Raw genomic sequence first — 25272 nt, forward strand, 5'->3', positions numbered from 1 at the left:
GACGGACGCGGACGTCGCCTCACGCCAGGCCCAGCGCCTCCGGGGTGCATCTGTCCGTCTCCACCCTCGCGTCGGAGATCGAGAACCTGCCCTGGGCATCGATCGTGAAGATCGCCCCGTGCTCGTCGCGCGCCTCGGCGTAGTGGAGGGCGCCTCGCCGCGCCACCGGCCCGAACCCGCCGAAGCCGTGCTCCCGCAGGACGTCCTCGTACGGCGCCACGTACTCGTCCCAGGCCCCCTCGTCGGACGCGCTCCCGTCGAAGGGCACCGAAGAGGTCCAGTCCCCCGCGCGGTAGAGGCAGTCGCCGTCGCGCTCGGCCACGGTCCGCGTCGTGGCCTGGAGCTCGAACTCCCGGCCGCCCGCCGCGCCGGCGGCCGCCGCATCGGCCGCGACCTCGTCGTAGTGCGCGACCACGTCCTGCGCCGGGATGGGCTGGCCGCCGCTGCAGCCGGCGAGCGCGAGGAGCGCCGCGGCGACGAGCGCTGCGGCGCCGAGCCGGGCCTCGGTGGATCCCGGCCGGGGATCCCTTCGCATCATGCTGCGCTCCTCGTGCTGCGTTCCCGCCCCTGCTGATCGCGGGAGCCCTCCTCATGGGGACTTCTGCCCATCGTAGGAGAGGCCGGGCGCGGCTACAGTGCTGACCACGGCGCACATGCCGGTGAGGTGCGGAAGGGGCGGGGTGCATGGGCGGGTTCCTGGGGGCCGACACCGATCAGCTGATCGGTGCGGGAGAGACGATGGAGCAGCGGGGGGTTCGGCTCGAGGAGATCGGGGAGGCGCTGTCGGCCGCGATCGCCCGGGCGAGCTGGACCGGCCCGGATCGCGACCGCTTCTGCGAGAGCTTCGAGGCCTCGGTGCTTCCGCTGATCCGCGAGGCCTCCGTGCGCCTGGGCACCGGGGCGCGGGCCCTCTACCGCCATGCCGCGCAGCAGGACCTCGCCTCCAGCGCGGACGGCTCGATCGACTCCGCCCGCTACGCGGAGCTGCTCGAGGGCGAGTCCTGGTCGGACATCATCAACTGGGCCCAGGACGCCTGGGAGAAGACCCCGTTCGATGATCCGATGACCATCGATGACCTCGGCGGCCGCTACGTCGACTCCCCCGAGGGGGCCGGCTTCGATCCGGCCGATGTCGATCTCTCCGCCGAGGCGATCGGGAGCCAGGTGATGCGCCAGGGCACGCTGGGCGACTGCTGGTTCCTCGCCGGGCTGATGGCGGCCGCGCAGTCCGATCCGGAGTTCCTGGCCCGGAACATCACCCTGCGCGAGGACGGCACCTGGGACGTGACGCTCTACGAGGACGGCGAGCCGGTGACCGTCACCGTCTCCCCCGACGAGCTGGTCCGCGACGGCGCGCGCGTGGACAACGACGGCAGCGGAAACTTCTGGGACGACGACGAGATCGGCTACATGTCGATCTACGAGCAGGCGGCGATCAACCACCTCGGCCCGGACTACGAGTCCGTCATCGCCGACACGCCCCAGGCCGGCCTCGAGCTCATCACGGGCGCGGGCGCGAATGGCTCCGACATCCTCGGCGGCCAGCCCTCGGCGGAGGACCTCCACCGCGCTCTGGAGACCGGTGCGCCGATCACCGTGATGACGGATCCGATCATGCCCTTCCGGGGCGACCTCGCCTCCGCCCACGTCTACCAGGTGCAGTCGGTCGACCCGGAGACCGAGGAGGTCGTCCTGGTCAACCCCTGGGGCGACGGCGCCGGCAAGCCGCATCTGGTCACGGTTCCGATGGACTTCTTCTACGGCAACAACATCGTGATGACGGGCGTCGGCGCGCCGCCCGAGGACTGGGGGTGAGGACCGTGAGCATCGACGGACCGGACGGCGCGACGCCCACGCGGCACCGCCTGCGTCTGACGGCGCGGGCGCGGATCGGCAGCGCGACCATCGGCTGCTCGGGGGCGCGGATCGCCGAGGACGGGGCCACCGCGCACGCGGCCCTCGACGTCGTCGACCCCGAGCTGGGGCGGCGCAGCGTCATCGTGCGGGAGGGCGACCGGATCGAGATCGCCTCGGGCGCCGTGCTGGTGCTCGCCGTGCACCCCTGGGACCCGCCGCGGCCCGCCGGCGTCGACCTGGCGCATGTCGCCTGGGAGGGCGGGCCCGCCGCGTGAGCGCAGACCGGGCCGATGGTCAGTGCAGCGGCTCCTCCTGCACGGGCTGCTGCAGCTCGGTGACCCAGTCCTGCTGGTCCTCGGAGTCGGAGACGAGGTAGACCTCGCGGCAGGGCCAGTCGGGCACGAGCCCGTGCTCGAGCACGGCAGTGTGCAGGGCGCGCCAGGATTCGCCGATCCCCGCCATGGTCCCGTGGTGCACGGCGCTCAGCGCCCGCGGGACCGTCGGGAGCTCGAGGAGCTCGCAGCCCTCGCCGGGCTCGCCCTCGATGGTGAACCCGGCCGTGACCTCGACGCCGTCCTCGTTCATGTCGTACAGGGCGACGGGCGTGCCCGCGGCGGCGGCATCGGCCCCGATCCCGTCCGCGACCTCGTCGAACAGCGGACCGACGACCCCGGCCACCGCCGGCTGGTCCGGCACGGTCACCGTGCGCACGGCCAGCCGCAGCGCGGGCAGGCCCTTCTCCTGGACCTCGATGCTGGTCATCGCTCCTCCTCCACGACGGTGCCCCACAGTAGGCCGGCGAGCCCTCCCGCGGGAAGGGCGGCCCGGCCCGCAGGTCCCGCGATCCCCCGGCGGATCAGGCCGGGGGTGGGGAGCGGCGCGGGCAGGATCATCCGCCGGGATGACGGCGTCGATCCCGCCGGCCGACGCCCCGCACCCCGCCGGAGCGGGAGGGTGGGGACATGTTCACCACGACCCCCACCGCCCAGGACCGCACCGCCGTCGACGCCCCGATCCTCTACCGTCCCCTGGACCCCGCCTGGGGCGACGCCGGCGCCCTCGCCGAGCTCCGCGCGATCCGCGCCGCCCGCACCCGGGAGGACGCCCGCGACCTCGAGATGGCGCAGACCGCACTCCGCGCCGAGCACGCCCACCGCGCCGACCTCGGCCCTCGTCCCGCGGCCGGCCCCCGCGCCCGGCGTCGGCACGGCCAGCACCGCGGTCACGGCCTGCGCCTGTTCGGTCACCGCTTCGCCTGAGGCCACCCCTGCCGGCGCGAACGCGACCCGCCGCGGTCCCCGACCGGGCTCCCCCGCGCACGCACCGCGACCGATGCCCCCTCCGGCGAACTCACAGCTCGCATCCGACGCGGGGCCGATGCCCACGGCTCCGTCGCCGGGCCGAGGTGCGACCGATCCATCGGAGTGAAGTCGTCGCTTCCCATGCATCGATGCGACGAGTTCAGTCCGGCCGATCGAATTGCGACGGATTCACTCCGATCGATCGACCCGCAGGATCCTCCCGCGTACCCGCCATCGGGGCACTCCGGCCGCGGCTCATGGCGCAGCCTCCTCCTAACCCCTGGAGCGTCCATCCTGCGAAGACGGAACGTCCACCGCGCCGGCCGCCGCGCCTCAGCTCTGATCGACCTGGACGAACTCGATCCTGTCGTAGTCCTCGGTCCAGTCGTACAGGTACGGGGCGCAGTGCATCTCCCTGGTCGCGCCGGGGGCGACGACCCCCGGCGACTCGCACAGGACCTCATAGACCACCTGGTCCCCGCGATAGAAGTACACGTCCACCAGCACGTCCCGGTCCCCGGGAAGGAACAGGCCGTCCCGGTGCTCGTTGGTGACGCGGAGGTCGACGACGGTGGGCTTGCCCTGCTCGGGGTCCTCGGCCAGGGACCAGCCCTCGTGGTACCGCATCTTGTTCACGGTGATCTCCTCGCCGACCTCGAGAGCGGCGGGATCCGCGTGGGTGCCGGCGGCGTTCTGGCGATCGGAGAACAGGACGTCCTGAACCGACCACACGAGACCTCCCACGATGCTCAGCGCGTACAGTGCGGCCACGATCCGCACAGGCAGGCGCAGCGGGAGCTCCCGTGCGCGCGGGGACAGGTCAGAGGTTCGCAAAGATCGGCCCTCCCTCGATGATGATCCCGATCCAGGACAGGACACCGCGCACGAGCGGCGAGAGGACGATGGTTCCCAGCACCAGGGCGTGGTCCGGGCTCAGCGCTGTCAGCGGCAGCCGGTGCGCGATCACCCCGCGATGCGCGCGGTACCAGGCGACCAGGCACATCACCCAGACGATCGAGTACACCGCGCCGACGACCAGGCCGGTCACCGCGCCGAGGTCGGCGTTGAGCAGGCCCGGCAGCGCGGGGACCACGGTGAGCCCGGCGAGCACCAGGGCGAGTGCCTGCACGCGCGCAGACGCGGGAGCATGCCCGCGCGCGATCCCCTCGGGCCCCCTCAACATGCGCACCAGGCCGACCAGCACGATCACGGGCGCTGTGACCAGTGCGAGGATCATGTCCAGGCGGGAGACGCCCAGCATGCCGATGCCGAAGAGGATCAGCGAGAGCGAGTCCTCCCCGGCGCGGGCCGCATCCAGAGTCGACCCCATCAGCCCGATCAGGCCTCCGATGCCGAGGCTGACGCCGGAGACGACGATCGCCGAGCCCCAGGCATCGCGGCCCGCGAGGAAGTTCAGCAGCAGGAGCAGGCCCGCCAGCAGTGCGAGGAGGCAGGCGAGGACCATCGGCGCACGCACCAAGCCCGCGGTCGCGATCGAGTTCCCCCACATCGCGACGGCCGCGGCCGCGAACATCACCAGCAGCGCGGAGGCCAGGCGCTGCCACCGGGCGACGGCCTCCCGCGCCCCGAGGGCGACGGCGGTCGCGACGGCGAGGATCCAGAACCCGCCGGGCCCCACCTTCTCCAGGAGCAGCAGCGCACCCACCGCGACGACGGCCCCGATTACCCGTAGCGCGAGGGGCCCCAGGAGAAGAGCGCCGAGCGCCCCCGCCTGGGCGAGGACGAGCAGGAACGCCATCACGAGCAGCTGCACGAGGCTCCCCGGGTGGGTGAGCGCCTCCATCGTGAGCGAGAGGGCGGTGGCGAGCACGGCGAGCGTGAGCGCCGCGGCGACGAGCTGGCTCAGCCGGCGGTGGCGGGAGAGCTCATCGAGGTCGAAGGGGTTCCCCGCGGCGATGTCCATGGCTCCACTTTACGGTCCTGACCAGGTGATTCCGCACGGGATCGAGCCCTGGAGGGGACGCCTGCGAGCCGTAGGCTCTGAGGAAGTGCACACCCCCATCGATGAGGTGGGAGGACGTGTCCAGAGCCTATCGAGCGTGTCAAATCGACAGAATTCATCGGCCAGTACACGTCTCCTCGGCGTGTCGCGACCCGACGCCGTGAACGAGCCGGGTCGGGCCGCGAGGATCCGGAGGTCTCAGACGAAGGCGCTGGTGCCGGTGACGCTGCGGCCGACGATGAGGGACTGCACGGTGTCGGTGCCCTCATAGGTGTGCAGCGCCTCGATGTCGGCCATGTGGCGGACGACGTGGTTCTCGAGCAGGATGCCGGAGCCGCCGAGGAGGTCGCGGGCGTTCGCGGCGATCTCCCGGGCGGCGCGGGTGTTCTGCACCTTCGCCAGCGACGCCTGCTCGGGGCGGATCCGTCCCTCGGCCTCGAGCTGGGCGATGCGCACGCAGGTCAGCTGCATGGCGGTGAGGGTGCCGAGCATGTCCGCCAGGCGCACCTGCACGTGCTGCGCCTTCGCCAGCGGCCGTCCGAACTGGATGCGGGTGGTGGCGTGCTCGAGCGCCGCCTCGTAGCAGGCGGTCGCGTGGCCGAGCGCGCCCCAGGCCACGCCCGCGCGGGTCGCGAACAGGACCTTCGAGGTGTCTTTGAAGGAGCGGGCGCCGGGCAGGCGGTCCTCGAGGCCCACGCGCACCCCGTCCAGGGTGATGTGGGCCTGGTGGATGGCGCGCAGGGAGACCTTCCCGCGGATCATCTCCGCCGTGTAGCCGGGCAGGTCCTGCCGCACGAGGAAGCCGCTGACCTGTCCGTCGAGCGTCTCGTCGGAGGGGTCCTCGACGCGGGCCCAGACCACGGAGACGTGCCCGCCGACCCCGTTGCCGATCCACCGCTTCTGCCCGGTGATCACCCAGGAGTCGCCGTCGCGGCGGGCGGTGGTCTCCAGCGAGACGGAGTCGGAGCCGTGGTCGGGCTCGGTGAGGGCGAAGGCGCCGTACTCGGCGCCGGTGACCAGCGGCTCGGTCCAGCGGGCCTTCTGCTCCGGCGACCCGAGCAGGACGATGGAGCGGAGGGCGAGGCCGCCCTGCACGCCGACCATGGTGCCGACGCTGCCGTCGATGCGGCTGAGCTCCATGTTCACCAGGCCCGCGCCGAGCGGGCTGAGGGCCCGGTGCCCGGGCACGTCGAGGCCGTCGACCAGCAGGTCCAGCTCTCCGAGGCGGCCGATGAGGTGCATCGGGTACTCGGCCCTCTCCCACGCGTCGTTGATGATCGGCAGGACGTCGGCCGCGAGGGAGCGGGCGGCGGCCCAGGCCTCGAGCTCGGGGCCGGACACGTCCTGGAACAGGGCGTAGTGGTCGGCCTCGGCGGGCAGGAGCTGGGCGGGCGTCGTCGCGGTCGCCTCGAGGTCGCGGATCACGGCGCGGCTCTCCCCGGTCGGCGCGGCGGTGCGCGGTGCGTCGGTCATCAGGACATCCTCTCCAGGATCAGGGCCATGCCCTGGCCGCCGCCGACGCACAGGGTCGCCAGGCCGATGCTCGCGTCGCGCTCCTGCAGGCCGTGGATCAGCGTGGTGGTCATGCGGGCGCCGGTCTGGCCCCAGGGGTGGCCCAGCGCGATCGCGCCGCCGTGGACGTTGAGCCGGTCGGGGTCGATGCCGAGGTCCTCCGCGGAGGGGATGACCTGGGCGGCGAAGGCCTCGTTGAGCTCGACGAGGTCGACGTCGCCGATGCCCATGCCGGCGAGCGCGAGGGCGCGGCGGGTCGCCTCGACGGGCCCCAGGCCCATGATCTCGGGGCTGATGCCGCTGACGCCGGTGGCGAGGATCCGCGCGAGCGGGGTGATGCCCAGCTCCCGCGCCCGCACATCGGACATGACGATCAGCGCGGCGGCGCCGTCGGACAGCGGGCAGCAGTTGCCGGCGGTGACGGTGCCGTCCGGGCGGAAGACGGGGTCGAGGCCGGCGACGCCCTCGAGGGTGACGCCGGCGCGCGGGGAGTCGTCGGCGCGCACGACGGTGCCGTCGGGCGCGGTGACGGGGGTGATGTCGCGGGAGAAGAACCCGGAGGCGATGGCGTCCTGGGCGCGGCGCTGGGACTCGACGGCGTAGGCGTCCTGCGCCTCGCGGGAGATGCCGCGCAGCTCGGCGACGTTCTCGGCCGTCTGGCCCATGAGGATGTACGGGTCGGGCAGCTCGCCGTCCTCGCGCGGGTCGTGCCAGGGGGCGGGGATGCTGCGCTCGGCCCGGCCGGCGGAGCGGGTCCAGGCCTGTTCGAAGACGGGGTTGCGGGTGTCCTCGTCCTGCAGCTTCCCGGTGCTGAAGGACAGCGATTCGACGCCGGCGGAGATGATCGCGTGCGCCTCGCCGGCGCGGATGGCGTGGAAGGCGCTGCGGGTGGTCTCGATCGAGGAGGCGCAGAACCGGGTGACGGTCGCCCCGGGGACGGTGTCCAGGCCCTGCGCGACCGCGACCGTGCGGGCCAGGTTCCCGCCCTGGTAGGCCTCGGGGATGGCGCAGCCCAGCTGGAGGTCGTCGATGCCGGAGGCCTCGAGCTGGGGCACCTGGTCCAGGGCCGCACGGACCATCTGCCCGGCGAGGTCGTCGGGGCGGACGGCGGCCAGCGATCCCTTGCGGGCGCGGCCGATGGGCGAACGGTGTGCGGCGACGATGACGGCCTCGGGCACGGGGTCTCCTTCGACAGGCGGCGTGACTGCGCTCAGGCTACCCGATACCGGCCGTTCGTGATACCCGGAGTTTCGGGTACATCGACCGGCCGCTCAGAGCGCGAGCCCGGTGAGGAGGGTGTCGCCGTGGACCGCATCGCGGGCGATGATCCCCTGCTCCGTGAAGCCGAGCTTCTCCAGCACCCGCCGCGAGGCCGTGTTCCAGACCCGCACGCTCGCCCACAGTCGCGGGTGCCCGGCCTCGCGGGCGACGGCGACCACGGCGCGTCCCGCCTCGGTCGCGTACCCGTGCCCCTGGGCGCTGCGCAGCAGCTCGTAGGCGATCTCCGGGGCGTCGGCCGGCGCGTGCCCGCCCCGGATGAGCCCGCAGTACCCGATCACGTCGCCCTCCGCGCGGCGCTCGATCGCGAGCAGCCCCGGCGCGGGCGGCTGCGGCCCGCGGGCGATCGACGCCTCGAGGTCCGCGAGGGTGGGACGCCCCTGGGCGTCGATGCGCCGCGCGGCCGGGACCCGCGGGTCCCGCTCCTGCCACAGCCGCCGCTGGATCGGCGCCTCCCCCGCCCGCCAGGGCCGCAGCACCAGGCGGGGCGTCTCGAGGCGGGCGGGGAGGGCAGGCTCGTCCATGGCCTCATCCTGGCACCCCGCCCCCTCGACCCGCCTAGGATGGATCCGGTGACCCCACGAGCCCTGATCATCCTGCTGGACTGCGGAGACACCATCATCGACGAGGGCACCGAGGTCCACGGCGAGGACGGCATCGTGCTCTCGGGCGCGCCGATCCCCGGCGCGGTCGCGATGGTGCGCGACATCGCCGCCGCCGGCTTCCGCATCGCCCTGGTGGCCGACGGCCGCGTCGCCTCCTTCGAGAACCTGCTGACCGCCTGCGGCCTCCATGACCTGTTCGAGACGCTCACCTGCTCGGAGACCGTCCGCCACGAGAAGCCCAGCGCGCGCATGTTCCTCGCCGCCCTGGGATCTCTGGGCCTGCGCCCCGAGGACGCCGGGCGCTGCGTGATGGTCGGCAACAACCTCGCCCGCGACGTGGCCGGCGCCAACCGCCTGGGCATCACCAGCGTGCACATGGCCTGGACGCCCCGCTATCCCCGCGAGCCGGCCGCCCCCGAGGAGCGCCCCGACCGCACCATCGCGCAGCCGAGCGAGCTGCTGCCGCTGCTGCTCGCGCTGGAGGCCGAGCGCGGCGGCGCGGACCCGGCCCCCGCCTCCCCCGCGTCGCAGGCACGAGCCTAGGATCGGGCCATGGCCGATCTCGATCCCCCGACCCCCGCACCGCGCGCCGCCGGCCGCCTGCCCGGCGAGCGCACCGACTACCTCGCCGGGACCCTCGCCGACTCCGCTCCCGCCGATCCGATGGAGCTGTTCGAGGTGTGGCTCCCCGGCGNNNNGCGGCCCCCTCCCCCCGCCGCGAGGAGACCGGGGACCTCTCGGAGCCGGCGGCCGTGGTGCTCTCGACCGTCGAGGTCACCGCAGCGGGACCGCGGCCGCGCTCGCGCACCCTGCTGCTGAAGGGCCACGACCCACGGGGCTTCGTCGTCTACACGAACCTGCGCTCCGCCAAGGGCCGCCAGGCGCTCACGACGCCCGCCGCCTCCCTGCTCTTCCCCTGGTACGCGCTGCAGCGGCAGGTCCGCGTGGACGGGACCGTGGAGCGCGTCGAGGACGCGCAGGCCGACGAGTACTTCGCGAGCCGGCCGCGCGAGTCCCAGGTCGCCGCCTGGGCGTCCCAGCAGTCGGAGGCCGTCGCCGACCGCGAGACGCTCGATGCCGTGTATGCGGAGGCGCAGGCGCGGTTCGCGGGCCGCGAGGTGCCCCGCCCGCCGCACTGGGGCGGGCTGCGCGTGGTCCCGGACCGCCTGGAGTTCTGGCAGGGGCGCGCCCACCGCCTGCACGACCGGATCGTCTACGACCTCGTCGAGGGGTCCCCGGGATCCTGGCAGCGCACCCGCCTGGCGCCGTGAGCGGTCCGGCCCGGATCGACCTGCCCCGGCCGGCCGATGCCGCCGCGCTCGCCGGCGTCCACGTCACGGGCTGGCGCGAGGCCTACGGCGCGCTGCTGCCGCCGCGGTTCTTCGACGCGGAGGCGCGGGCGCATCGGCTGCGGACCTGGGAGCTGATCACCCGCTGGCACCCCGAGCGCCTCGCGCAGAGGGTGCGGATCGGCCGCGACGCGCAGGGCACCGCGATCGGCTTCGCGCTGGTCGGCCCGACGGGCGATGACCCGCCGGTGCGCGCGCTGGAGGTCCAGGCGCTGTACGTCCTCTCGCCCTGGTACGGCACCGGCACGGGGGCGGCGCTCCTGGAGCCGCTGATCGGCTCCTCCCCCGCGAGCCTGTGGGTCGCCGAGCGCAATCCCCGCGCCCGCCGCTTCTACGAGAAGATGGGGTTCCGCGCGGACGGGGCCCGCAAGACCGACCCCGCCCTCGAGGACCTGGCCGAGATCCGCATGGTGCGCTGACCGCCTCCCCCGACGCCGCCCGACGAGAGGACCCCTCCCATGCCCGCAGCCCCTGCCCGGTCGAAGGCGCCGGTCATCATCATCGCCGCGGTCTGCGCGGTGCTCCTGCTGGGCGGCCTCGTGCTCGGCGCCGTCGGCCTGGGCAGCTACGTCATGCTGCGCGACGGCGACGGAGCGCCGGGGCCCGACGGCCCCGCCCCCTCCCCCGGCGTGCAGGCACCGGCCGGGGTCGCCGCCGACGGCACGTCCCTGCAGCTGGGCAGCGACTCCTCCCTCACCGTCGAGGTGTACCTGGACTACTCCTGCCCGCACTGCGCCGAGTTCTCCCGCATCAACGACGAGGACCTGCGCATGCTCGCCGAGGACGGCACCATCGACCTGCGGATCCACCCGCTGCCGATGCTGAACGCCTCCTCCGCCGGCTACTCCGAGCGGGCCGCCAACGCGGCGACCTGCGTGCATGACGAGGATCCGGGCCTGTTCTGGGAGATGTCCACCGCCCTGTTCGAGGCCCAGGCCGACGGCCCCGCGCTGAGCAGCGAGGATCTCGCGGAGACCGCGCACGGTCTGGGCGCGGGCGAGGAGACGGTCTCCTGCATCACCGCGGAGACCTACCTGCCGTGGATCAACGAGGTCGTGGGTCCGGAAGCCACCGACCGCATCCCCGGGACCCCGACGGTGTACATCGACGGCGAGCAGTTCTCCGGCGACTACACCGTCGAGGACGAGCTGCTGCACGCGATCGTCGGCGAGTGAGGCCGCGGCGCCCCCAGGTGACGTCCCGGGGGCCGCGAGCTGAGCGGGCAGGGAACGCCGCCGGTCGGCTCGAGGACAGGTGCGCCCGGCGGCTCCCGCCGGGCGCTCGGGGCCTCCTAGATTGAAGCCATGGACACTGGCCCCCTGGCAGACCGCTCCCGCCCCACCGGGCTGACCCTCAACGCCGGCTGGGAGCTGGGCGTGCGCCGCACCGTCCCCGCGGCCCCCGAGGAGCTGTGGCAGCGCCTGCTGTCGGACTGGCTCCCCGCCTGGCTCGCGGTGGACTCGATCCCGCAGATGGTCGGGGCGCCGCTGCGCCGCGGCGAGCAGATCCGCGGCCGGGTGGTCGGCTGTCATGTGGGTCGCCGGGTGCGGCTGCGCTGGCATCCTCCCCAGCTCGACCACGAGACCGTCTTCCAGGTGACCTTGCTGGAGGCGCCGGGCGGCTGCACCATCGCCATCCACCAGGAGCGCCTGCTCGGCTCCGCGGAGCGGCAGGCTCTGCTCGAGCGGTGGACCCGGGAGCTCGAGGAGCTGCGCGGCGGCATCGCCCGCGACGCCGCCGCGCGCCGCGCCGCGGACGAGGAGAGCTGAGCCCCGCTCAGCGGGACCCGCGGTCGGTGACCTTGTACGGCTCTCCGCGGCTGTCGTAGGTGATCCACTCCCCCACCGGCTCGCCCTGGTCGAAGTGCCCGGAGCGCTTCAGGGTGCCGTCGATCCGGTACCACTCCCAGTACCCGGACTCCTTGCCGTGGACGTGCTTCCCCTTCGACCACACCGTCGTGCCGTTCGCGTGGTACATGATCGTGACGCCGTCGATGATCTCCGTCTTCTTCTCGCCCGGAGTCATGGCCCACCTCGTCTCCTCGTGCGGCCGCGCGATGTGCGGGCCGATGCGCCCGACCTTACCGAGCGGGCGCGGGATCCTCACGGGGCAGCGCCCTGCGGAGGTAGTCGCAGGGGTCCCGGTGCTCCACGTCCCCGCCCGGGCGCGGCTCGGTCCAGACGTCGATGACCTCCCCGTGGCCCCACGGGACGTACCCGAGCCGCTCGTACAGCCGGCGCGCAGCCGGGTTGCCCGGTTCGACGGCGAGGCCCACCGCGTCATGCCCGCGGCGGGCCGCGATCGCTTCGGCGGCGGCGATCAGCGCGCTGCCGATGCCCTGCCCCTGGGGCGTCGCCTCCAGCGCGTTGATCTCGGCCGCGCGGACCGCCGCGTACTTCGAGCGGTGGTAGAGCGTCGCCCGGCCCACGTTCTCCGCTCCGCGCCAGGCGAGGAGATAGGTCGCCTCCCCGGATTCCTGCAGCGCGAAGCGCTCGCGGTGGTGCGCCGCCGACATCGGGTCGACGGGCCCGGCGAGCAGGCGCGACAGGTCCGCGGCGGTGCAGGGCTCGATGCGAAGGTTCATGACGGGATGATGCTCGCCTACGCCGGGGGCGTCGGCGCGCTGCGTCGCTGGATCCGGACCGGCCGCGGCTCGAGCCGGTTGCGCTGGAAGGACGAGGAGTGCCAGGCGTGGACCTCCAGGTCGCCGGAGTGCCACTGCGAGCGTCCGTGCTCTCGATCGACGATGGGGCCGTACTGCCGGCTCAGGATCGCGTCGACCTCCTCGGGACGGGTGCGGGTCCCGGCGCAGAGCACCGTGCCGCCCGCGACCCGACCGTCCGCGACGAGCAGCTCGAGCTGGTGCCCCCGGTGATCGACCAGTCCGATCCCGCGCGGTGTCGATTCGGGCGGGGTGAAGTCCACCAGACCGGCGGCGGCAAGAGCGGAGGCGGCGGCTGTGGGCGTCGCGCCGATCTGCTCGGCGATCCCCGAGAGCAGGGGCACTGCCTGCTCGGGGTCCGGATCGGTCACCGCGGGGATCTCCCACGAGCTCGCCCCGCCGCGCACGGTTCCGGCAGGAGCCTGCAGGAACTCGATGCTGCGGGAGCGGGACTTCAGCCGCCAGATCCTGAACGATCGCGATCCGCGGTACCAGAAGCCTTCGATCTCGCTGTACCCGAGGACCTCCGCGAGGTATTCGAGGGTCGACGCGAACCGCTCATCGTCCGATCCGGAGCGGTCCCCCGGCGGCCGTGCACCAGGATCGAGGGAGAACGTCACGGTCGCGCGTCCCTCAGTCGACTGCACACGGGCGTGGAACGGTCGGCGTGAGGGGCTGTCCCAGATGCCGTCGGACGGCGAGATGTCCGCCGGGGCGAGCCCGTGCTCGATGAGCCAGGCCTGAAGGTCAGCCCCATCGAGCCACTCCACTGCCGCCGCGCGGAGCTGGGCGTACGAGACGTGGGGTCGCAGCACCAACCGCACCCGCCTGAGCCAGATAGACAGCCCCAGGTCCCCACAGCCGACGTCCCACAGATGTTCGCCTCCGCTGGGACGCCCCAGGAGACGGGTCATGGCGCGGCGCAGCCGCTTCTCGAAGCCCGCGAGGTCGTCGGTGGCGGGAAGCGCGACAAGGGCCGCGTCCCGCGAGCGCAGCCGCGCCGGCGCCTCGTCGAGGTCTCCGTCCCGAGGATCGTCGGGCAGCTCGGAGATGGACAGGCCGGCCTCTCGGAGAGCGCGCGCCAGCAGATCCTCCTCGGGTGACGGAGCGTCCCGCAGGATCGTCGCGACGTGCACGAGCCGGGAGATGAGCTCGTCCGGGGGAAGCACGGGCGGGGAATCGGTCATCGCGGGGCCTTCTCTTCGGGTGGGGCGACGCCGACCTACGACGTCGTGGCCAGCTGGGTGCGCTCCTCGTCGGTGAGCACGCTGTGCTCGCGCAGCACGTCGATGCGCAGCACGTCCACGTCCGTGGGGCGGCCGATGCCTCCTACGGTCCCGTCGAAGCGCAGCTGCCAGATCGCCCATTCCGGGTCCTCGGGCCGGCCGTCGTCCTCGAACAGCCAGGCGGGGCGGGAATCGGCGACCGGCAGCCCGTAGTGGGCGCGCCACTGGCTCGAGGAGTAGACGACCACGCGCCGGCCCCAGGCGGCCTCGACGATGCGGGTGAAGTCGTCGATCTCGGCCTGGGCCTGGTCCGCCTCCGGGCGCTCCTGGCAGGCGCCGTCGAACTCGAGGTCCAGGGCCGGAGGCAGGGCGGCGTCGTCCGGCGGGGCGGCGGCGAGGAAGTCGCGGGCCTGGTCCGCGCCCGAGGAGCACAGCGTGAAGTAGTGGTAGGCGCCGCGGGTCAGCCCGGCGGCCCCCGCGCCCTCCCAGTTGATCGCGAACATCGGGTCGGTGTACCCGCTGCCCTCGGTCGCCTTGATGTACGTGAAGGCGTAGCCGTCCGCCGCGACCGCGGTCCAGTCGACGGTGCCCTGATGGGAGGAGACGTCGATCCCCATCACCTCGCCCTGCTCGAGCGCGGCGCCCTCGGGGAGCTGCGCGAGGGCGGGGGCATCGGCCGGGGTGCCGGGGACGGTCATCGCCTCCGCGTCCGCGACGCGCACCTCGGCGGTGGGCACGGCGGCGGTGGCGGCGGCCTCCGGCGGGACCGGATCGCCGTCGCGGACGGCCCGGATGGTGCAGGAGACCGTCAGCACGAGCACGCCGATGACCAGGAGCGCGCAGCAGCCGGCGAGGGTGCGGCGTCGTCGCCGCACCTGGTCGCGCGAGTAGCGGGGCATGCCCAGGATGCTACGGAATGCGCCTGCCTCGCGCGGTCACCGGCACGCGGGCGCATCGGACCGCGCCGCCGGCGGCGGGGCGGTCAGCGGGCGAACAGCCGCGCGAACGCCCCCAGCAGGGCCGAGGACTCGTCGGCCTTCACGGCGCGGACCTGCGCGGCCAGCTCGTCGAACTCCTCGGGCGCGTAGTAGCCGTGCTCGCGGTAGATCCCGGCGCGCACCACCAGCCCCTCCGAGTCCAGCTCGGGATGGAACTGGGTGGCGTACTGCCGGGTGCCGACCCGGAACATCTGCACCGGGCAGGCGTCCCCGCGGCCCAGCAGCACGGCGTGCGGCGGCAGGGCGCTGATGGCCTCCTTGTGGCCCACCAGGGCAACGAAGTCCTCGCCCAGGCCGGCCTCGCGGATCAGCGGATCGGCCCTGCCCTCCTCGGTGAGGTGCACGGTGATGGCGCCGGCCTTCTCCCCGAAGGTGCGGTCGACGACGGCTCCCTGGTGAGTGCCGAGCGCCCCGACGCCGTAGCAGGCGCCGAACAGCGGCACGTCCTGCGCGATGACGCGGTCCATCAGGGCGGACAGCTCCGCCTCCGCTCGCCGCTGCGCCGGGGACTTGGACTCCACCGGGTCGGAGGCGTTGTACGGGCTGCCGCCGAGGATGATCCCGGAGATCTCCTCGAGGTCGAGCTCGGGCATGGGGTCGCGCTCGAGACGGACCCGCAGCAGCTGCTCCGGGGCCAGCCCCGTGAGCGCGCAGAAGGTCTCGTACTCGGTGTCGGCGGCGTCGTCCTCCGCCCGGGTCGCGATCAGCACGAAAGGTCTCACGAGCAGATCCTAGTTCCCGCGCGGGGCGGCGGACGCCACCGCGGGCCGCCGGGGCCCTCAGCTGTTCACGAGCGTGACCTCGAAGGAGTAGCGCGAGGCGCGGTAGACGTGATGGCCGTACTCGATGACGACCCCGTCGTTGCCGAAGGACTTGCGGTCCATCACCAGCAGCGGCGCGCCGACGCTCTCGCCCAGCAGGGCGGCATGCTCCTCATCGGCCGTGATCGCGCCGATGCGCTGGTGCGCGACCGCGGAGACGACGCCGCGCTCGCGCAGCGCCGCGTACAGGCCCTGGGCGACGAGCTCGTCGCGGGTCGGGGCGATCCGCTCGGGCAGGGTGTTGCGCATGACCGCGAGCGGCTCGCCGTCCGCGCTGCGCACCCGCATCAGCTCCAGGACCAGCTCCCCCGGCTCGAGCAGCAGCCGGCCGGCGGCCTCCGCCGAGGGGCGGCCGATGCGGTACTCCACGACCTCGGTCGTGGGGCTCTTCCCGGCGCGGGCCAGGTCGTCGTACAGGGACGTGAGCGCCACGGGCCGGTTGACCTGCGACTCCACCACCTGGGTGCCGACGCCCCGCTTGCGCACCAGCAGGCCCTTGTCCACGAGCTCCTGAATGCCCTGGCGCACCGTGGGGCGCGAGAGGCCCAGGCGGCCGGCCAGCTCCAGCTCGTTCTCCAGGCGCGACCCCGCGGCGAGCTCCCCGGAACGGATGGCGGACTCGATGCCCTCGGCCAGCTGCAGGTACAGCGGCGCGGAGGCGGAACGGTCCACGGTGATCTGGGGCTGGAACCTCGGCTCCGCGGCGGCGGCCATCGGCGACTCCTTCGTACGCGTGCAATGGTCAGGACAAATATACGCCCCGGACTGCGCAAGCGCTTCCCCGGGTTCGGGAGGGGTGGCCTGATGTCAGGCGGCGAGGCCTGCCGCGAAGGCCGCACGGAAGGCGGCGAGCGCGGAGTCCGGATCCCCGCTGGCCCAGGCCTCCATGCCGACGACGCCCTCGTATCCCATCTCTACCAGGGCGGCGGCGATCGCCTCGTAGCGGATCTCCCCCGTACCGGGCTCGCAGCGGCCGGGCACGTCGGCGACCTGGATCTCGCCGATCCAGGGCTGCGCCGTACGCAGCAGCTCGATGAGGTTCCCCTCCCCGATCTGTGCGTGGTACAGGTCCAGGTTGAGTCGCACCGAGGGGTGGTCTACCGCGCTGACCAGCCGGATCGTGTCGTCTGCGCGGGCGAACGGCGTCCCCGGGTGGTCGACGGAGAGGTTGAGGTTCTCGAGGGTGAAGGTGCGCCCGGCCTCCGCCGCGAGGTCGCCGAGGCGCCGCAGGGTGTCCGCCGCGCGGATCCAGTCGTCCCCGCTCGGGTCCGGGCCGGGCCGCACCGGCAGGCCCTGCGCGTCCAGGCCGGTGCCGTGCAGGTTCAGCCGCGGGGCGTCGATGACGTCGGCCGCCCGCAGGGACTCGCGGGCGGTCGCGATCAGCTCCGCGCTGCCCTCGGCCGTGGTGAGGTCGCCGCGCAGGTACCCGGTCATCGAGGAGAAGGTCGCGCCGGTGGCGGCGAGGGCGTCCAGGTCCTTGCTGCTCCAGTCCCAGATCTCCACCTGGAAGCCCTGTTCATGGATCCGTCGAACCCGTTCCGCGAACGGCAGATCGGTGTGGATCATCTCCGCGCAGGCGGCCAGCTGGTAGGTCATCGTTCGTGCTCCTTCCGGGCGCTCGGACAGGTCAGGTCAGATCCACGCGCACGCGAGCACCCTCGTCGGCCGAGCGCTGCGCAGCATCGGCCAGCAGCAGCGCCGCGCGACCGTCGTCGAAGGTCGGGCTCGCAGACTCCTCGCCACGAGCCAGCTTGAGGAACTCCGCGAGCTCGCTCGCGTAGGCCTGGGAGTAGCGCTCGAGGAAGAACTCCTGATAGGGCGGCTTCGCTTCGACGCTCTGCGCGCCGGAGAAGCTGACCAGGCTGCTGGGGGCATTGGCGACCTGAAGCATGCCCTTTCCGCCGAAGGCCTCGATGCGCTGGTCGTAGCCGACGGCGCTGTGGCGGGAGTTCACGATGGTGACGATCGCGCCGGTGGACGCCCGCAGCGTGGTGACTGCGGTGTCGGCGTCGCCGTGCTCCCGGGCGCCCGCATCGAACATGACCGTGCCCACGGCGCTGACCTCCGCGATGTCCGGAAGGAAGAAGCGTGCCATATCGAGGTCGTGGATGGTCATGTCCCGGAAGATCCCGCCGGAGACGCCGACGTACTCCGCCGGCGGCGCAGCAGGGTCCCGGCTGACGATGGTCAGCTGCTCCAGGTCACCGATCTCGCCGGCCGCCACGCGGTCGCGGGCGGCCAGGAAGTGCGCGTCGAAGCGGCGGTTGAAGCCGATCGCCACGGGCACCCCCGCACCTGCGACCACCGGCCGCAGCGCCTCGACCCGGGCGATGTCCAGGTCGATCGGCTTCTCGCACAGCACGGGCAGCCCGGCCTCGACCGCGGCGGCGATGAGGTCCACATGGGTCGGCGTCGGCGAGGCGATGATGACCGCGTCCACCGCGCCGGGGCGGAACACGTCTGCAGGATCGCCCGTTGCGGTACCGCCGCAGCGGGCCGCGGTGGCCGTCGCGCCGTCGACGAAGGGATCGGCCACGAGTGTCAGCTCTGAGCCGGGATCCGCCGCGATGTTCGTGGCATGGACCTGGCCGATCCGTCCGGTGCCGATGAGTCCGATGCGGAGGGGAGCCTGCGCCATGGTCGGGTCCTTTCGAGGGGGTGCCCGAGGGGCCGGCGATGTACCGGCCCCTCGGCGTGAAGGTGGTGCGGTCGGAGGGATCAGGGCTTCTTGACGATCGCAGTGACGATGCGCTTCTTCCGGGTGAGGATGTGGATCTCTCCGGTGGTGACGTCCTCCTCGAGCTTCTCGAGGGAGACGCCGCGGGTCTCCGGCACGAAGCGCCAGACGAAGGTGAGCGCGACCACGCCGATCGCGGCGAAGATGAAGAACGATCCGGTGATCCCGATGTTCTCCACCAGGGTGGGGAAGAACAGCGCGAGCAGGCCGTTGGTGAACCAGCCGAAGAACACCGAGATGCCGATGCCGAGGCCTCGCATGTGCAGCGGGAAGATCTCCGCGAGCCACACCCAGACCGCCACGTTCAGGAAGGTCTGCATCGAGAACACGAACCCGACCACGAGGACGAGGATCACGATGGGTCGCAGGGCGGCACCCTCGGGCAGGACCACGGAGGCGATGCCGACCAGGCAGTGGAACGTCGTCGTCAGGGAGAGGCCGATGAGGAAGGTGACGCGCCGATCCAGGCGATCCATGTTGCGCAGGGCGATGATGCCGCCGATGACGGCGACCACACCGAAGGCGATGTTCGCGAGCGTGGCCTGGGACTCGGTCATGCCCGACTCCTTCAGGACGCGGGTGCCGTAGTACATGATCGAGTTGATGCCGGTGAGCTGCTGGGTCATGCTCACGCCGATGCCGATGAGCACGATGCCGATGAGGAACTTGTTGGACAGCAGACCCGGCAGGCCCACCTTGGCCTCGGCGGCCTCCTCCTCCGCGACCTGCTCGACCTCGCCGAGCTCGGCCCGGGCGCGCTCCTCGGAACGGACGGTCATGAGCACCGCGAGCGCCTCGTCGTGGCGTCGCTTCTCCACCAGCCAGCGCGGGGACTCGGGCATCCGCAGCATGCCGATGAACAGGGCGATCGCCGGCAGTGCGCACATCGCGAACATGACGCGCCAGATCCCGACGATGTGATCGCCGAGCGTCGCCGCGATGACGTAGTTCATGACGAAGGCCGCGAGCTGACCGGAGACGATCGCCAGCTCATTGCGGCCGGTGATCGAGCCGCGGATCTCGTAGGGGGCGAGCTCGGCCAGGTAGACGGGCACGACGGTGGAGGCGGCGCCGACGGCCAGACCCAGCATGATGCGTCCGGCGACGAGCGTCCCGTAGCCGACGTCCGAATGGGTGCCGAGCTCGGGCCCGCCCGGGGACAGGACCACGAGCAGGGTTCCGGTGAAGAACAGCACCGACATGATGATGATGCTGCGGCGGCGGCCGATGATGTCGGACACCTTGCCGCCGATGAGGGCGCCGACAGCCGCGGCGAACACGAGGGAGCTGATGACGATGCCCAGCTGGATCAGGCTGAGCCCGAGCTCCTGGGCCATCGGCCCCTCGGCGCCGTTGGCGACGCCAGTGTCATAGCCGAAGAGCAGACCGCCGAAGCAGGCGATCACAGAGATCTGGCCGAGGCGGGCCCGGAACGGACCCGTCCCGAGCGGCGGAAGCTGCGTCTCCGCCGAGCGTGGTTCATGATCGGACATGATGACTCCTTTGTCATTTTCGGGGTTGACCGTCAGGCCGCAGGTCGATCTCTGCGGCGGAGCGGTCCGCAGCCGGTGACGGTGCGGAAGGTTTCAGATCGCGGCGGGCCGCCAGGACGGGGCCGCCACGGGCATGACGCCGACCAGGAGGGCGACCGTCTGTCGCAGCCCCTCGACAGCGTCGATATGGATGTCCTCATGCTCGATGGACAGGACTCCGTCGTAGCCGGCGGCGCGCAGGTCCGAGAGCAGCTGGCCCCAGAAGCGGGCGCCGCCCTCGGCGCCGAGCCCGAGGGTCACGAAGTTCCAGGCTCGGTCCTGCGGACGATCCACAGGGGTGGTGTCCAGGACGCCGTCCACCTCGACGATCCGAGGGTTCAGCCGGACGTCCTTCGCGTGGACATGGTGGATGGCACCGTCCAGCGCCCCGATGAGGGCTCGAGGGTCAGCGCCCTGCCACATCGGATGGGAAGGATCGAGGTTCGCGCCGATCTGCGGGCCGATCGCCTCTCGCAGACGCAGAAGGGTACGAGCTCCGTGCACGAGCTGGGCACCGTGCATCTCGACGGCGAACCGGACGCCGCGCCCGGCTCCGAAGCGAGCCATCTCCTCCCAATAGGGCAGTGCGACGTCATTCCACTGGTACTCCAGAACCGCCTGCGTCTCCGGAGGCCAGGAGGTCGTCACCCAGTTCGGCGTGCGATCCCCCGGTGCGCCGCCGGGAAGTCCGGACATGCAGACCACGGTGTCGACCTCGAGACGATGGGCGAGCTCGACGGCTCCGCGCAGGACGCGGTCGCCCTCAGCACCTGTGACGGGGTGCAGCTGGTTGCCATTGGCGTTGAACGCGCTGATCACGAGGCCACGATCGCGGATCGCCGTGGTGAAGCGGTCCAGGGCAGCGGGGTCGGAGAGCAGCTGCTCCAGGTCGCAGTGCGGCGCGGTGGACCAGCCGCCGACCGGGAGCTCGACATGGGTGATGCCGAGCTCGACGCAGACGTCGAGCATCTCCTCGAAGGGCAGATGCCCGAGCGAGTCGGTGACCATTCCGAGCTGCATGTCTCCTCCTTCCGGTCGAACAGGCCCGCCCTCAGGGGCGGGGGCGCACGGTGACGGGGACGAAGGTGCCCGCGGTGAGGGCCTTCTCCGCGGCCTCGCAGGTCGCGGCGGCGAGGTAGCCGTCCCAGGCCCGGGCGGACCGGGCGGCGATGTTCGTGCCGTCCGCGACCGCGGCGACCCAGGCCTGGACCTCGGCGTCGTAGGCGTCGATGAAGCGGGGGCGGAAGTCGGCCGGGATGCTGCCGCCCCACTGGCCGCCGGGCTTCTGGGTGGTGACGCGATGGACCTCCGTGCCGATGGTGGCGATGCCCTGGGAGCCCAGGACCTCGGTGCGCACCTCGTAGCCGGAGTCGGTGTTCACGTACAGCTCGTCGGTGACGATGCGGCCGGACGCGGTGCGGAACAGCAGCAGCATCGGGTCGTGCTGTCCCTCGGCGGCGCGCGGGCCGGGGACCGGCAGGATCGCCTGGACCTCCCGGATCGGCTCGTCGAGGAAGTAGTGGATGGCGTCGATCTCGTGGACCGCCGAGTCGTAGACCATCATCGAGTCCACGAATCCCGGCAGCGTGGTGGCGTTGCGGTGCTTGCAGTTGAGGATGCTGATCTCGCCCAGCTCGCCGGAGTCGATGGCGTCCTTGAGCTCGGCGTATTCCCGGTCGAAGCGGCGCATGAAGCCGAGGGAGACGTACTGGCCGCCGGAGGCCTTCTCCGCCTCGACGACCGCGTAGGCGTCCTCGGGGTTCATCGCCAGGGGCTTCTCGCACAGCACGGCCTTGCCGGCCTCGATGCAGGCGATGGCCTGGTCCTTGTGGAACGCGCCGGGGCTGGCGATGAGGACGGCGTCGACGTCATCGGCCGCGATGAGCTCCTCGGGGCTCTCCGCGACACGGCAGCCGGGCACGGAGTCGGCGATCTGCTGGGCCTTGTCGCGGAAGTAGTCGGTGACCACCGCGACGCGGGCGCCCTTGATGCGGCGGGCGATGCGCTCGACGTGGTCGGCGCCCATCTGCCCCACGCCGATCACGCCGACGCGGACGTCGGCGGGGAGCGCGGGGGCGGTGTCGGTGCTGCTCATGGTTCGTCTCTCCTTCGAGATGCCGGCGCTCAGGCCAGGCGCGGGTCGGGACCGGCGGCCTCCCAGGTGCCGCGCACCCAGGTCTGCTCCGGATGGTCGGTGATGTTCCAGGCCCGCTCGGGGGCGGGCCCGGCCATCACGTTGAGGTAGTACATGTCGTGGCCGGGGGCGGCGGCGCAGGGGCCGTGCCAGCCGTGGGGCACGAGCACCGTGTCCCGGGAGCGGACCTCGGCGAGCACGTCGACGGGGCGCTGCGGGTCCGTGGAGGAGGTCTGGTGGAATCCGAAGCCGGGGCCGCCGTCGGGGGCGGCCTGGATCTCGTAGTAGTAGATCTCCTCCAGCTCCGACTCGGTCTCGGTGGTCTCGTCGTGCTTGTGCGCGGGGTAGCTGGACCAGTTGCCGCCGGGGGTGACCACCTCGCAGGCTATGAGCTTGTCGCAGGCGTCGAAGGCGCCGACGGTCCCGAAGTTGCGCACCTGGCGGGTCATGCTCCCGCCGCCGCGGATCTCCACGGGGACGTCCTCCGCGCGGATCAGCGCGACGGGGTGGCCGCTCCCCTGCCCGGCCGGGACCGCGGCGGTGGCGAGCGCGAACCGCCCGCCGCCCTCGCTGGTGACGGTGAGCTCGGAGCCCTCGGGGGCGTAGAGCACGTCGGTGGGGCCGGCGAAGACGTCGGCCCGGCCCCGCAGGGCATGGGACTGCCCGCCGACGGCGACCTCGCAGGCGCCCTGGAGGGGGACGAGCATGACCTCGACGCCCGCGGCGGTCCAGGTCTCGGAGGCGCCCGGCGCGAGCGCGAGGATGCGCAGGCCGGTGTGCACCCAGCCCTCGCGGACCCCGGGGGCGATGACGGTGTCGAAGGCGCCCTCGGCGGAGGTGCCGGCAGGGATGTGCAGATCGTTCATCGCGTGTCCTTCCCTCAGCGGATCATCTCGGCGGCGGTGCGGACGGCGCCGGTGACGTCGTCGTCCGCGGGGTACAGCAGGGTGCGCCCGACGACGAGGCCGCGCACGTTGGGGCGGGCCAGGGCCGCGCGCCAGGTGGCGCGCACCGCGTCGGGATCGGCGCCCACCGGGTCCCCGCCCAGGATCAGCGAGGGCAGGGTGGTCGCGTCCATGACGCGCTCCATGTCGGCCACCGCCGGCAGCTTCAGCCAGGTGTAGGCGCTGGTGGCGCCCAGCCCCTGGGCGATGTGGATCGAGCGGATGACCGCCTCGGGGCTGAGGTCGTTGACGACCTTGCCGCCCTTCCGGGTGGAGATGAACGGCTCGATCATGGCGATCAGCTCGTGGCGGGCGAGATCGGTGATGGCGTCGGCGGACCACTCCAGGGTGAGGGAGGTGCGGTCGTCGTCGACGTCGATGCGGGTGAGCATCTTGCCGCCGTCGAAGCCGGAGGCGGCGATGGCCGGGGCGTCGTAGGCCGTGAATCGGTCCTCGATCTCCCAGGAGCCGCCCTGCAGGCCGCCGCGGTTCATCGAGGCGAAGACGATCTTGTCCTCGAGCGCCCCCAGGAGCAGCAGGTCCTCGAGGATGTCGGCAGTGCCGAGTACGCCGTCCACGCCGGGCACCGAGAGGGCCTCGCGCATGCGGTCCAGCAGCTCGGTGCGGCTGGCCATGGCATCGGCCCGGGTCCCCGCCGAGAGGGCGCCGCGGGCGGGGTGGTCCGCCGCGACGATGAGCATGTTGCCGTCGGTGTCCGCGACGGTGCGGCGCGAGCGGGCGGCGGCGAGGCGGGCGATCCGGCCCGGATCGTGGACCCGGACCTCGGTGACCTCGTCGTAGCTGGTGGCGAAGGCGTCGGTGCTCACGCGCGGGCCTCCTGCTCGGTGCCGCGGGCGCGGATGTCGGAGAGCATCTGCTCGATGGTGCGGCCGCCGTTGGGATCGCCGCCCGCGATGAGCAGGTCGATCTCCTCGGTGGTGGGCATGGCGGTGGAGCACTCCAGGCGGCTGGTGACGATGGCGCCCGCGGCGTTGCAGCGGGTGAGCGTCTCCTCGAGGCCCTGGCCGGTGAGCAGGCCGTGGCACAGGGAGCCGCCGAAGCTGTCCCCGGCGCCCAGGCCGTTGATCACCTGGATCATGTTCGGGGCGACCTCGACGCGCTCGTCGCGGGTCTTGCCGAGCACGCCCTTGGGGCCCTGCTTGACGATCGCGATCTCCACGCCGGCCTCCAGCAGCGCATCGGCCGCGCGCTCGGGCTCGGTCTCGCCGACGGCGACCTCGCACTCCTCGCGGTTGCCGACGGCGACCGTCGCGTACTGGAGCGCCTCGCGGTACTGCTCGCGGGCCTCCTCCGGGGAGGACCAGAACATCGGCCGGTAGTCGAGGTCGAAGACCGTGTGGCGGGTGCGGCCGCGGGCCTGCAGCGCGGCGTGGTGGGCCGAGCGGCTGGGCTCCTCGGACAGGCCCGTGCCGGAGAACCAGAACAGCGGCACCTCGCCGATCGCCGCGAGGTCGAGGTCCTCCGGGGTGACCTGCAGGTCCGGGGCGCTGGGCTTGCGGTAGAAGTACAGCGGGAAGTCGTCCGGCGGGTAGATCTCGCAGAAGGTGATCGGGGTCTTCAGCACCGGATCGGTGACGACGAAGCGATCGCTGACGCCCAGGCGGACCAGCTCCTGCTTCACGTACCGGCCGAAGGGATCGTCCCCCACGCCGCTGATCAGGGCCGGGGCGTGCCCCAGCCGGGCCGCGGCGACGGCGACGTTCGCCGGGCTGCCGCCGAGGAACTTGCCGAAGCTGTGGACGTCCTCCAGGCCGGTGCCGACGGCCAGCGGGTACAGGTCCACCCCGCTGCGACCGAAGGTGATGATGTCGAGTTCTGCTGCCATGGGATCGGATGCCTCTCTGCCTCGTGGTCCCGGTGCTGCACTCATGTTCGCACCCGGTCGAGCATTTGTCCATACAAAGCTGGGGGAAAGTTCGGTCGGGCCTAGAGCTCGCCGGTGAGGAACTGGGCGCGGCCGTGCCCGAAGGACCAGTCCTCCCGGCCGTTCTCCACCACCGAGACGATGAGATCCTCGGGGCGGACCAGCCCGGCCTCCCCCAGCCGCTCGGCGAGCGCGGCGTAGACCGCCTGCTTCTGCGCGTCGCCGCGGCCCTGCTGGGTGATGTGGATGATGGTGACGCCCTCGCTGCGCTCGATCCCGAGGCCCGTGTCCTCGGCGATGATCGAGCCCACCGGCAGCTGCTCGAGGATCTGGTAGCGGTCGCCGGGCGGCGCCGCGAAGTGCTCGAGCATGACGTCCTGGACGATGTCGGCCAGGCGCCGCAGCTCGGCGGCGCTGCGGCCCTCCTGCAGGGTGATGCGGACGAGCGGCATGGGTCTCTCCTGGATC

30 protein-coding genes are annotated in these 25272 nt (G+C 72.6%); 8 read left to right on the forward strand and 22 right to left on the reverse strand.

Annotated elements, in window-relative coordinates:
- Positions 1-19: 19 nt before the first annotated feature.
- Complete coding sequence (locus BF93_RS13900) at positions 20-538, reverse strand: hypothetical protein (RefSeq protein ID WP_038373435.1); 519 nt, start codon at positions 536-538, stop codon at positions 20-22.
- Between the two features lie 146 nt (positions 539-684).
- Here BF93_RS13900 and BF93_RS13905 point away from each other — a divergent pair, with 146 nt between their 5' ends.
- Positions 685-1815, forward strand: coding sequence for a C2 family cysteine protease (locus tag BF93_RS13905; RefSeq protein WP_038373436.1), 1131 nt, complete (start codon positions 685-687; stop codon positions 1813-1815).
- Positions 1812-2132 (forward strand): hypothetical protein, encoded by a 321-nt coding sequence (locus BF93_RS13910; RefSeq protein ID WP_038373437.1) that lies wholly within the window; start codon positions 1812-1814, stop codon positions 2130-2132. Before BF93_RS13905 ends, BF93_RS13910 begins: the two co-directional genes overlap by 4 nt.
- 19 nt (positions 2133-2151) lie before the next feature.
- Here the strand turns inward: BF93_RS13910 and BF93_RS13915 are convergent, their stop codons facing one another.
- On the reverse strand, positions 2152-2619 hold the full coding sequence (locus BF93_RS13915) for a GyrI-like domain-containing protein (RefSeq protein ID WP_038373438.1): 468 nt from the start codon (positions 2617-2619) through the stop codon (positions 2152-2154).
- Between the two features lie 200 nt (positions 2620-2819).
- Between BF93_RS13915 and BF93_RS13920 the strand changes: the two genes are divergently transcribed.
- Positions 2820-3116, forward strand: coding sequence for a hypothetical protein (locus BF93_RS13920; protein WP_038373440.1), 297 nt, complete (start codon positions 2820-2822; stop codon positions 3114-3116).
- Between the two features lie 375 nt (positions 3117-3491).
- Here the strand turns inward: BF93_RS13920 and BF93_RS13925 are convergent, their stop codons facing one another.
- The 5 genes from BF93_RS13925 to BF93_RS13945 all read right to left on the reverse strand — a co-directional run bounded on the left by BF93_RS13925 (position 3492) and on the right by BF93_RS13945 (position 8435).
- A complete protein-coding gene (locus BF93_RS13925; protein WP_156954152.1) occupies positions 3492-3929 on the reverse strand; it encodes a hypothetical protein in 438 nt (145 codons plus the stop codon).
- A 49-nt stretch (positions 3930-3978) separates the two neighbouring features.
- Positions 3979-5082, reverse strand: a complete 1104-nt coding sequence (locus BF93_RS13930) for a hypothetical protein (protein ID WP_038373444.1) — start codon at positions 5080-5082, stop codon at positions 3979-3981.
- Positions 5083-5319: 237 nt separating this feature from the next.
- Complete coding sequence (locus BF93_RS13935) at positions 5320-6594, reverse strand: acyl-CoA dehydrogenase family protein (RefSeq protein WP_084148565.1); 1275 nt, start codon at positions 6592-6594, stop codon at positions 5320-5322.
- Entirely contained in the window at positions 6594-7811 is a 1218-nt protein-coding gene (locus BF93_RS13940; protein WP_038373446.1) for an acetyl-CoA C-acetyltransferase, read from the reverse strand. The genes BF93_RS13935 and BF93_RS13940 overlap by 1 nt, the downstream gene beginning before the upstream one ends.
- Positions 7812-7904: 93 nt before the next feature.
- Positions 7905-8435, reverse strand: coding sequence for a GNAT family N-acetyltransferase (locus tag BF93_RS13945; RefSeq protein WP_038373448.1), 531 nt, complete (start codon positions 8433-8435; stop codon positions 7905-7907).
- Between the two features lie 48 nt (positions 8436-8483).
- Here BF93_RS13945 and BF93_RS13950 point away from each other — a divergent pair, with 48 nt between their 5' ends.
- The 5 genes from BF93_RS13950 to BF93_RS19095 all read left to right on the forward strand — a co-directional run bounded on the left by BF93_RS13950 (position 8484) and on the right by BF93_RS19095 (position 11634).
- A complete protein-coding gene (locus tag BF93_RS13950) occupies positions 8484-9059 on the forward strand; it encodes an HAD family hydrolase (protein WP_198025439.1) in 576 nt (191 codons plus the stop codon).
- 212 nt (positions 9060-9271) lie between these two features.
- Positions 9272-9787: a pyridoxamine 5'-phosphate oxidase gene (gene pdxH, locus BF93_RS13955; protein WP_232226448.1), complete on the forward strand. Its 516-nt coding sequence runs from the start codon at positions 9272-9274 to the stop codon at positions 9785-9787.
- Complete coding sequence (locus BF93_RS13960; protein ID WP_038373449.1) at positions 9784-10284, forward strand: GNAT family N-acetyltransferase; 501 nt, start codon at positions 9784-9786, stop codon at positions 10282-10284. Before pdxH ends, BF93_RS13960 begins: the two co-directional genes overlap by 4 nt.
- Positions 10285-10323: 39 nt before the next feature.
- A complete protein-coding gene (locus tag BF93_RS13965) occupies positions 10324-11040 on the forward strand; it encodes a DsbA family protein (protein ID WP_051486975.1) in 717 nt (238 codons plus the stop codon).
- Positions 11041-11169: 129 nt separating this feature from the next.
- On the forward strand, positions 11170-11634 hold the full coding sequence (locus BF93_RS19095; RefSeq protein WP_051486976.1) for an SRPBCC family protein: 465 nt from the start codon (positions 11170-11172) through the stop codon (positions 11632-11634).
- A gap of 7 nt (positions 11635-11641) precedes the next feature.
- Here the strand turns inward: BF93_RS19095 and BF93_RS13975 are convergent, their stop codons facing one another.
- The 15 genes from BF93_RS13975 to BF93_RS14045 form a co-directional block, all read right to left on the reverse strand.
- Entirely contained in the window at positions 11642-11890 is a 249-nt protein-coding gene (locus BF93_RS13975; protein WP_038373450.1) for a toxin-antitoxin system YwqK family antitoxin, read from the reverse strand.
- A gap of 55 nt (positions 11891-11945) precedes the next feature.
- On the reverse strand, positions 11946-12449 hold the full coding sequence (locus BF93_RS13980) for a GNAT family N-acetyltransferase (protein ID WP_038373452.1): 504 nt from the start codon (positions 12447-12449) through the stop codon (positions 11946-11948).
- A gap of 17 nt (positions 12450-12466) precedes the next feature.
- Complete coding sequence (locus tag BF93_RS13985; RefSeq protein WP_038373454.1) at positions 12467-13714, reverse strand: hypothetical protein; 1248 nt, start codon at positions 13712-13714, stop codon at positions 12467-12469.
- 35 nt (positions 13715-13749) lie between these two features.
- Positions 13750-14652 (reverse strand): GH25 family lysozyme, encoded by a 903-nt coding sequence (locus BF93_RS13990; RefSeq protein WP_038373455.1) that lies wholly within the window; start codon positions 14650-14652, stop codon positions 13750-13752.
- A gap of 83 nt (positions 14653-14735) precedes the next feature.
- Positions 14736-15473 (reverse strand): glutamine amidotransferase, encoded by a 738-nt coding sequence (locus BF93_RS13995; RefSeq protein WP_038373456.1) that lies wholly within the window; start codon positions 15471-15473, stop codon positions 14736-14738.
- 57 nt (positions 15474-15530) lie between these two features.
- Complete coding sequence (locus BF93_RS14000; protein WP_051486977.1) at positions 15531-16286, reverse strand: GntR family transcriptional regulator; 756 nt, start codon at positions 16284-16286, stop codon at positions 15531-15533.
- A gap of 93 nt (positions 16287-16379) precedes the next feature.
- Entirely contained in the window at positions 16380-17168 is a 789-nt protein-coding gene (locus BF93_RS14005) for a TIM barrel protein (RefSeq protein ID WP_038373458.1), read from the reverse strand.
- A gap of 31 nt (positions 17169-17199) precedes the next feature.
- A complete protein-coding gene (gene iolG, locus BF93_RS14010; RefSeq protein WP_038373460.1) occupies positions 17200-18210 on the reverse strand; it encodes an inositol 2-dehydrogenase in 1011 nt (336 codons plus the stop codon).
- A gap of 80 nt (positions 18211-18290) precedes the next feature.
- Positions 18291-19838: a sugar porter family MFS transporter gene (locus BF93_RS14015; RefSeq protein WP_415749464.1), complete on the reverse strand. Its 1548-nt coding sequence runs from the start codon at positions 19836-19838 to the stop codon at positions 18291-18293.
- Positions 19839-19895: 57 nt separating this feature from the next.
- A complete protein-coding gene (locus BF93_RS14020) occupies positions 19896-20861 on the reverse strand; it encodes a sugar phosphate isomerase/epimerase family protein (protein ID WP_038373463.1) in 966 nt (321 codons plus the stop codon).
- A gap of 31 nt (positions 20862-20892) precedes the next feature.
- Positions 20893-21936 carry a Gfo/Idh/MocA family protein gene (locus BF93_RS14025; protein ID WP_051486978.1) on the reverse strand — a complete coding sequence of 348 codons (1044 nt, stop codon included), beginning with the start codon at positions 21934-21936 and terminating at the stop codon, positions 20893-20895.
- A gap of 29 nt (positions 21937-21965) precedes the next feature.
- On the reverse strand, positions 21966-22841 hold the full coding sequence (gene iolB / locus BF93_RS14030; protein ID WP_038373465.1) for a 5-deoxy-glucuronate isomerase: 876 nt from the start codon (positions 22839-22841) through the stop codon (positions 21966-21968).
- Between the two features lie 14 nt (positions 22842-22855).
- Positions 22856-23746 (reverse strand): Cgl0159 family (beta/alpha)8-fold protein, encoded by an 891-nt coding sequence (locus tag BF93_RS14035; protein ID WP_038373467.1) that lies wholly within the window; start codon positions 23744-23746, stop codon positions 22856-22858.
- Positions 23743-24765 carry a 5-dehydro-2-deoxygluconokinase gene (gene iolC / locus BF93_RS14040; RefSeq protein ID WP_038373469.1) on the reverse strand — a complete coding sequence of 341 codons (1023 nt, stop codon included), beginning with the start codon at positions 24763-24765 and terminating at the stop codon, positions 23743-23745. The genes BF93_RS14035 and iolC overlap by 4 nt, the downstream gene beginning before the upstream one ends.
- 101 nt (positions 24766-24866) lie before the next feature.
- Positions 24867-25256: a tautomerase family protein gene (locus tag BF93_RS14045; RefSeq protein ID WP_038373470.1), complete on the reverse strand. Its 390-nt coding sequence runs from the start codon at positions 25254-25256 to the stop codon at positions 24867-24869.
- Positions 25257-25272 lie beyond the last annotated feature (16 nt).

This window comes from Brachybacterium phenoliresistens, assembly GCF_000576425.1.
Classification (GTDB): Bacteria; Actinomycetota; Actinomycetes; order Actinomycetales; family Dermabacteraceae; genus Brachybacterium; species Brachybacterium phenoliresistens.